The sequence below is a fragment of the Coleofasciculus sp. B1-GNL1-01 genome (genome assembly GCF_040220235.1).
Classification (GTDB): domain Bacteria; phylum Cyanobacteriota; class Cyanobacteriia; order Cyanobacteriales; family Coleofasciculaceae; genus Coleofasciculus.
Genome location: NZ_JAVJTO010000060.1, coordinates 67735 through 75271 on the forward strand (window position 1 = coordinate 67735; position 7537 = coordinate 75271).

Genomic DNA, 7537 nt, shown 5'->3' on the forward strand with positions numbered 1-7537 from the left:
CCATCTATTTCAATAAAGGAGGTATTGGTCTAATGCTTCGTACAATCGGACGATTTGGAATAACCTTACTCATTGCCTCAAGTGTAGATATTGCCAGCCACGTTATCAATCCCTCGATCGCAGTAGCAGGTGTCGTCACGTTACCCGATGGGGGTCGCTGCGAAGGACCAATGAGCAACGGTAACCTCAACGGTGAGGTCGTATGTGAATACGCAAATGGCGATCGCTATGAAGGAAACTTTGTCGATGGCAACAAGAAAGGTCAAGGCACTTACACCTTTGCTGATGGCGGTCGTTATGAAGGTGAGTTTAGCAACGACCAACCCAATGGCAAAGGAGTCCGGGTGTACGAAAATGGCGATCGCTATGAAGGGGAGTTTAAGGACGGTCAGCCTAATGGCACGGGAGCCTATATTAGCGCCGATGGCGGTCGCTATGAGGGACAGTTTACGGATGGCAATCCTAGCGGTACAGGAGCCTTTATTTTAGCCAATGGCGATCGCTGTGAAGGGGAAATTCAAGACAGTAGCCTTAATGGGATGGGGGTGTGCGACTATGCGAATGGCGATCGCTATGAAGGTGAACTGAGTGATGGTAAGCCGAACGGTCAAGGAGTCTACACCTTCTCTGAGGGGGGGCGCTACGAAGGAACGTTTAGTAATGGTCAGTTCAGTGGCAAAGGGGTTCGGGACTATGCCAATGGTAATCGCTACGAAGGGGAATTTAGTAATGGCAAACCCGAGGGTCAAGGGGTGTACGTCTTCGCTAATGGAAACCGCTACGAAGGTCAATTCAGTAACGGTCAATTTAACGGCGAAGGTGTTTTCACCGACGCCAATGGTAATCGTTACGAAGGACAGTTTAGTAACGGTAAGTTCAACGGCACTGGAATTTATACGTTTGCGAATGGCGATCGCTGCGAAGGACAGTTCAGTGAGGGTCAGTTAAACGGCAAAGCTGTCTGTAACTATGCCAGTGGGGATAGCTTTGAAGGAGAATTCCGCAATGGACAAAGGCAGGGAGAAGGTGTCTATATTTTCGCTGACGGAACCCGTGTGGAGGGAAATTGGGAAAATGGGGAAATGAAAAATTAGTTTGGGAATGGGGAATAGGTGATAGAAAGTTATGAATTATGAATTCATAACTCTCTAAGACCTAGAACCTAAAATCTAAACCCTTTCGAGTTGAAATGGCAATAATTGATTAAAGGAAGAAGCGATTGGCAAGCGAGATTGCTACGGTAAGAGGGAAAAGTAGGGGGCGATCGCGCCTTTTACTCGCCGTGGGTTTGTCACTGAGTCTGTTCATTCTACTGATCAGCTTGGTGGCAAGCATTACCTATGGTGCCGCCGATATTTCCTTCGATACTGTCTATACCGCTTTAACCGACTTTGATGGTTCTACCGATCACCTGATTATCCGCACAGTCAGATTGCCGCGATCGCTGATTGCCATGCTAGTGGGTGCCGCCCTTGCGGTGGCAGGTGCCCTGATGCAGGGATTAACTCGCAACCCTTTAGCGTCGCCGGGAATCCTGGGAGTTAATGCGGGTGCGGCAATGGCAGTCGTCATTGCTGTTTTCCTCTTCGGTTCATCTTCCCTGAGTGTCTATGCTTGGTGTGCCTTTGGGGGGGCAGGTGTTACGGCAATCACCGTCTATTTGCTCGGATCTCTGGGGCGAGGGGGACTGACTCCACTCAATCTGACGATTGCGGGTGCGGCATTGACTGCCTTACTGTCCTCACTCACCACTGCTATCCTCATCCTTAGCCAACAAACCCTCGATGAAATCCGCTTCTGGTTAGCTGGATCGGTGGCAGGTCGGGATTTCACGTTGTTTTTACAAGTACTGCCTTACATCGGCATTGGATTAGCGATCGCGTTTGCCTTAGGGAAACAAATGACCACCCTAACCCTGGGTGACGATGTGGCTAAAAGCTTGGGTCAACAAACCCTATGGGTGAAACTAACCGCCGCCGTGAGTGTGGTTTTGCTGGCAGGGAGCGCTGTCGCGGCGGCTGGTCCGATTGGATTTATTGGTCTGGTGGTTCCCCACATCGTCCGCTTCTTAGTGGGTGTTGATTATCGCTGGATTCTGCCTTATTCTGCCGTTTTTGGTGCCATTTTACTCTTGATCGCCGATATCACTGCCAGGGTGTTGATTAGTCCTCAAGAATTGCCCGTGGGTGTCATGACTGCTCTAGTGGGCGCTCCGTTCTTCATCTATCTAGCGCGGTTCAAGGTGAGACGATGAGAAAAAGCTGGCTGATTATTCGTCCCCGACTATTGCCGATATCGTTCCGTTTAGAACGGCGCGTACCAACCGTACTCCTCCTATTAGTTTTGGTGACTCTCTTGGCGATCGTTATCAATGTGGGACAAGGGGAATATCCTATTCCACCATTGGCTGTTTTAAAAACGATTGTGGGGTTGCCGACAGATAACTCCGACTATGCCTTTATTGTGAATGTGCTGCGGTTGCCCAGAACGTTAGTCGCCTTTGGGGTAGGAGTAGGATTAGCCATCTCTGGGACGATTTTGCAAGGACTTACACGCAATCCCTTAGCCGATCCCGGCATCATTGGGGTGAATGCGGGTGCGAGTTTAGCGGCTGTTAGTTTAATCGTTTTATTTCCAGATGTGCCGCTGTTTGCCCTACCTTTGTCTGCCTTTGCTGGGGCGTTGGTTGTTGCTATCTTGATCTACCTTCTGGCTTGGGATAAGGGCAGTTCTCCCATCCGGTTAATTCTCGTCGGTGTCGGGATAGCCGCTATCCTAGGGGCTTTGACGAATTTAATGGTCACGTTCGGAGAAATTAATAGTGTCAGTCAAGCATTAGTTTGGCTGGCGGGAAGTGTCTACGGACGGGGTTGGCAGCATGTTGGGGCATTATTCCCCTGGCTGGCGGTGTTTTTACCCCTGTCGTTAGCGCTTTCGATGCAACTGAATACCCTCTCCCTGGGAGAGGATCTTGCCAGAGGACTGGGGGCGCGAGTGGAATGGCAGCGGGGTTTGTTATTGCTCATGAGTGCGGCAATGGCGGGTGCGGCTGTGGCTGTGGCGGGTACGATTGGCTTTGTGGGATTGATGGCACCGCACTTGGGACGTCAGTTGGTTGGACCCAATCATGAGGGGTTAATGCCAACAGCCGCGCTGATGGGTGGACTAATTATTGTGCTGGCTGATTGGTTGGCACGAATACTCTTTGCGCCCATCGAGTTGCCCTGTGGTGCGATTACTGCTGCTGTCGGTGCCCCTTATTTTCTCTATCTGCTGGTTCGCAACCGCAAGCGATGACCCTATTTAATTTAGGGGTTGCTGAATAAGTGTTGTGGTGAGGGGGAGCGGGGGAAGCTGGGGGAGATAGGGGAGATAGGGGAGGTGAACTCAAAACTCTACCTTACCTATTGCCCATTCCCGATTGCCCATTGCCCATTGCCCATTGCCCATTGCCCATTGCCCATTGCCTGTTCCCTGTTCCCTTTCCTAACCAAAATGTCCCGCTTTAGACCGATAACCAAATGAGCTTATTGTCAACTCGCCGACTATCTCTGGCGTATGATGGAACACCTGTGATCACGAACCTCGACCTGGCAATTCCTGTCGGGAAGATTACGGCTTTAGTTGGACCAAACGGCTGTGGCAAATCAACCCTGTTGCGGGGACTGGCGAGGTTGCTCAAGCCTTGTGCAGGTACAGTTTACCTAGACGGAACTGATATTTTCCAGCGCTCAACAAAAGCTGTGGCGAAGCGACTGGGAATTCTCCCCCAAAGTCCAGTAGCTCCGGAGGGGTTGACGGTTCGAGATTTGGTCGCTCAGGGTCGTTATCCTTACCAAAACTGGTTGCAGCAATGGTCAAAAGAGGATGAAATCCTGGTGGAGAAGGCGCTTTTCATTACCGGGATAACCCAACTGGCAGACCGAGTATTGGATACGCTTTCTGGTGGACAACGGCAACGAGCTTGGATTGCTATGGCACTAGCTCAGGATACGGAGATTCTGCTATTGGATGAACCGACAACGTTCTTAGACTTGGCGCATCAAGTCGAGGTATTGGATTTGTTGTATGAGTTGAATCAGAGCGAAGGACGGACGATTGTTATGGTACTGCACGACCTGAATCAGGCGTGTCGCTACGCCAATCATCTGGTTGCCGTGCGGCAGGGTCAAGTTTATACCAAAGGAGAGCCAATGCAAGTGGTGACGGAGGCGATGGTGCGTGAAGTGTTTGGTTTGGAGTGTCGGATTGTGCCTGACCCGGTAGCGGGGACACCAATGTGTGTACCAATGGGTCGCTGGGTGTAAGTAGGTGGACACAATAGTGGAGATCGTCATTTGTCATTCGTCATTTGTAAGGCTTTGTGGTTACTTTATCAAAATAATAACTGCATAGGTTCCCAGACTTCAGAGATATAAAGGATTATGCTCCTTCCTACATAGTCCCCTCAGGCAATATCTGAGGGTTTTTTTTGACTTTTCACCTTTTTTTCACAATTGTTCGATACATTTAATCATAGTTGTTACCCTGATGTGGAAGTGATTACCCACCCCCTGCTGACATGGCGGGGGTCTTTTTTTGTCTATTTTTTGTGAATGTTGGTCGGTGCGCCGAACATCAGCTTCAAATCTTGATTTACACTCTTTATAGGGAAAAAGCAATGACCAAGGACAATTAATGAGTTCAACACTTCAGCGTCAAATTCAGCAGTTTTACGACGCCTCCTCCGGACTGTGGGAACAGGTTTGGGGCGAACACATGCACCATGGTTATTATGGTTCGCTGGGTCGTGAGAAAAAAGGTCGGCGTCAGGCGCAAATTGATTTAATTGACGAACTGCTGAATTGGGGTGATGTGCAGCACGCCGAGAACATCTTAGATGTGGGGTGTGGGATTGGCGGGAGTTCTCTGGACTTAGCCCAACGGTTTGGTGCTAAAGTACAAGGGATTACCCTGAGTCCCGTCCAAGCGGCGAGAGGAACAGAACGGGCAAAGGAGACAGGGTTAGAGACGGCGGTGGAGTTTCAGGTGGCTGACGCCTTGGATATGCCGTTTGCGGATAACTGTTTTGATTTTATCTGGTCGTTAGAAAGTGGGGAACATCTACCCGATAAGCAGAAATTTCTGGCAGAATGCTACCGGGTTCTGAAACCAGGGGGGACATTTCTGATGGCGACATGGTGTCATCGTCCGATTACACCAGCCACGGGAGAGTTAACGGCAGATGAAAAGCAGCATTTAGAGCAAATTTACCAGGTTTACTGTTTACCTTATGTGATTTCATTGCCAGAGTACGCTGCAATTGCCCGTGAGTTATCTTTTGCGGATATTCGCACCGATGATTGGTCAGATGCAGTCGCACCGTTTTGGGATATTGTCATTGATTCAGCCTTTGAACCCCAAGCGTTAATCGGTTTACTCAGAAGTGGTTGGGGTACAGTGCAAGCGGCGCTATCGTTGGGGTTAATGAGTCGGGGGTATCGGCGGGGTTTGATTCGGTTTGGTGTACTCTCTGCTCAGAAACCGTCAGCTATAACGTTGTATTAACCTATCCCGGTGGCGAGGAGGTGCGGAATAGGTTTTTCGGAACGGTTCAACTATGATGGTGATACGCCCCAATTTCGGGTTGAAAGGGAGCGATTTCTGGCTTCACATCCACGCCTAACTGATTCAGCATCGCCTGTAAAACGGAGTCAGGTGACAAGCGTAAATAGTGGGGAGTGACTTCCAAGGGAACGTGGCGATTACCAAGGTGATAAGCGGCTCGCAGTAAACTTAGGGGATGGGGAGAGGTAACGGTTAAAACAGGTTCGGGTTTCGCCGCAATCTGCACCACTATCTCACCTGTCTCAGATTGGAGTAAATCCCCATCATTGAGAATTGTCCCTCTCGGTAAACGCAGATACAAACCCTGACCCTCTGGGGTTTCAAAGCGGTAGCGTGTCCGGGTGCGTTCCTCGGCGGTGAGGGAAAGTGTAAAATTAGCGGAGAGTTTTGTCGCTGAGTTCAAGCGTTGCGTCAACGTCAGCATAAGTTGCCCAATCTGTCAAGCTAAAGTGCAAGCTAAAGTGACCGTTTCAGGCGAATCAGTTGATTCTGAATTTGCCGTTGTAAATCGGGGTCTAATTGAGCTGTATTAGTAATGGCGTTAAATTGAGCCATGTTGAACCCCTGACTTTCGCCAATTTCTTTGGCTTTATTGCAGTAGTTGACGGCAATTCCTTGGACATCAGAGGGGAGTTCTTTGAGGGAATCGGGTTGGGTACAGGTAATATTAGGAATCTGGTCTTGGTTTATCTGTTGCTGAATTTCGCTGAAGGCTATTTGACGGCTATTTTCGATCGCCAGAAGTGCCTTGGCGTAATTTCTGATTTCCTCTTCGGTGATGGTTTCGGCTGGCAATGGGGAGATAGGCGGACTTGCCTCTGGAGTGGAGTTAGAGGAACATCCAGAGAGAATGAGGGCGAGTGCAGTTACACAACTCGTCCAGGAAATCCTATAGGTTCGCGATCGCGCCTGTATGGGCATGGAATCCGATTCAAGTAGCAACGGCAAAGTGTAGCTCTATTTTGACAGGTTTTGACCGTTTTGAACTCAGGAACTTAGTAAAACTCAGGGTTCTTGCTTATATCTTATATCTAGAGTTCCTTACCGAGCATTATTGTACCACAAGAGGGGCTTATCGTTGGCTCGATTCTTGCTGTCTTTGTAATGCATCTTGAATCCGCTGTCGTAAATTACTGTCTTTTTCCGCCAGACGTGTAATTTGATTGAATCGGGAGGGGGTTAAATAATTATTCACCAGCGCTAACGCTTGGTTACAATAAGTATTGGCAATTTTTCGCGCTTCCTGAGACGGCAGTTGATTGATGGTTTCTGCTCGATGACACTGGATATCAGGAATGTTGCCATTTACGATTTTTTTAATTTCGTTATAGGCAACTTGGCGCAAGGGTTCCATGGCTAAAACGGCTCTAGCATAGTTGCTAACCTCCGCCTCGCTAACAGCTTGTTGAGCATAGACAGCACGGCTGAAGTCCAAACTTAGGGACTGTCGCGACAGTTCGGGAATGAACCCAGACAGTAAACCTAAGCTGGTTAGTGCAGCTACAATGAGTGGACGAGAGAACCGAGGCAAATGAGGGTGATTACAGTAGGACGTGATCATAGCGATCGCAAATAATTAAACAGTACACAACAAAACCCAGAGTGGGCTTGTTTTTCCTGAACTATTTTAGGGGATAGAAGTTCCGCTGTCGGGTGTTGGGTGTCGGGTGTTGGGTGTTGGGTGTTGGGTGTTGGGTGTTGGGAAGCTGGGGGAGATGGGGAAGCTGGGGAAGCTGGGGAAGCTGGGGAAGATGGGGAAGCTGGGGAAGCTGGGGAAGCTGGGAGACAAAATTTCTATTGCCTATTGCCTATTGCCTATTGCCTATTGCCTATTGCCTATTGCCTATTGCCTATTGCCTATTGCCTATTGCCTATTGCCTATTGCCTATTGCCTATTGCCTATTGCCTATTGCCTATTGCCTATTGCCTA

At 49.2% G+C, this 7537-nt stretch carries 9 protein-coding genes; 6 read left to right on the forward strand and 3 right to left on the reverse strand.

Annotated elements, in window-relative coordinates; translation table 11 throughout:
- Positions 1-32 precede the first annotated feature (32 nt).
- The 5 genes from RID53_RS15245 (at position 33) to RID53_RS15265 (ending at position 5547) form a co-directional block, all read left to right on the forward strand.
- Positions 33-1094, forward strand: a complete 1062-nt coding sequence (locus RID53_RS15245) for an MORN repeat-containing protein (RefSeq protein WP_446388913.1) — start codon at positions 33-35, stop codon at positions 1092-1094.
- A gap of 125 nt (positions 1095-1219) precedes the next feature.
- Positions 1220-2254, forward strand: coding sequence for a FecCD family ABC transporter permease (locus RID53_RS15250; protein ID WP_446388914.1), 1035 nt, complete (start codon positions 1220-1222; stop codon positions 2252-2254).
- Complete coding sequence (locus tag RID53_RS15255) at positions 2251-3297, forward strand: FecCD family ABC transporter permease (RefSeq protein WP_446388915.1); 1047 nt, start codon at positions 2251-2253, stop codon at positions 3295-3297. The genes RID53_RS15250 and RID53_RS15255 overlap by 4 nt, the downstream gene beginning before the upstream one ends.
- A 224-nt stretch (positions 3298-3521) precedes the next feature.
- Positions 3522-4307: an ABC transporter ATP-binding protein gene (locus RID53_RS15260; RefSeq protein ID WP_446388916.1), complete on the forward strand. Its 786-nt coding sequence runs from the start codon at positions 3522-3524 to the stop codon at positions 4305-4307.
- Between the two features lie 370 nt (positions 4308-4677).
- Positions 4678-5547, forward strand: coding sequence for a methyltransferase domain-containing protein (locus tag RID53_RS15265; protein ID WP_446388917.1), 870 nt, complete (start codon positions 4678-4680; stop codon positions 5545-5547).
- 46 nt (positions 5548-5593) lie between these two features.
- Here RID53_RS15265 and ureE read toward each other — a convergent pair whose 3' ends face one another.
- The 3 genes from ureE to RID53_RS15280 all read right to left on the reverse strand — a co-directional run bounded on the left by ureE (position 5594) and on the right by RID53_RS15280 (position 7168).
- Complete coding sequence (ureE, locus tag RID53_RS15270) at positions 5594-6031, reverse strand: urease accessory protein UreE (RefSeq protein ID WP_446381182.1); 438 nt, start codon at positions 6029-6031, stop codon at positions 5594-5596.
- Between the two features lie 32 nt (positions 6032-6063).
- Positions 6064-6555 (reverse strand): DUF4168 domain-containing protein, encoded by a 492-nt coding sequence (locus RID53_RS15275; protein ID WP_446388918.1) that lies wholly within the window; start codon positions 6553-6555, stop codon positions 6064-6066.
- 124 nt (positions 6556-6679) lie between these two features.
- Complete coding sequence (locus tag RID53_RS15280) at positions 6680-7168, reverse strand: DUF4168 domain-containing protein (protein ID WP_446388919.1); 489 nt, start codon at positions 7166-7168, stop codon at positions 6680-6682.
- A gap of 123 nt (positions 7169-7291) precedes the next feature.
- On the opposite strand from RID53_RS15280, the gene RID53_RS15285 reads away from it, so the two are divergent.
- The coding region (locus RID53_RS15285; protein ID WP_446388920.1) for a hypothetical protein at positions 7292-7537 on the forward strand (246 nt) is incomplete at its 3' end.

Coding starts and splice junctions, on each gene's coding strand:
- RID53_RS15280 (WP_446388919.1), bottom strand. CDS start 7,168: ATGATCACGTCCTACTGTAATCACCCTCATTTGCCTCGGTTCTCTCGT.
- RID53_RS15245 (WP_446388913.1), top strand. CDS start 33: ATGCTTCGTACAATCGGACGATTTGGAATAACCTTACTCATTGCCTCA.
- RID53_RS15265 (WP_446388917.1), top strand. CDS start 4,678: ATGAGTTCAACACTTCAGCGTCAAATTCAGCAGTTTTACGACGCCTCC.
- RID53_RS15260 (WP_446388916.1), top strand. CDS start 3,522: ATGAGCTTATTGTCAACTCGCCGACTATCTCTGGCGTATGATGGAACA.
- ureE (WP_446381182.1), bottom strand. CDS start 6,031: ATGCTGACGTTGACGCAACGCTTGAACTCAGCGACAAAACTCTCCGCT.
- RID53_RS15255 (WP_446388915.1), top strand. CDS start 2,251: ATGAGAAAAAGCTGGCTGATTATTCGTCCCCGACTATTGCCGATATCG.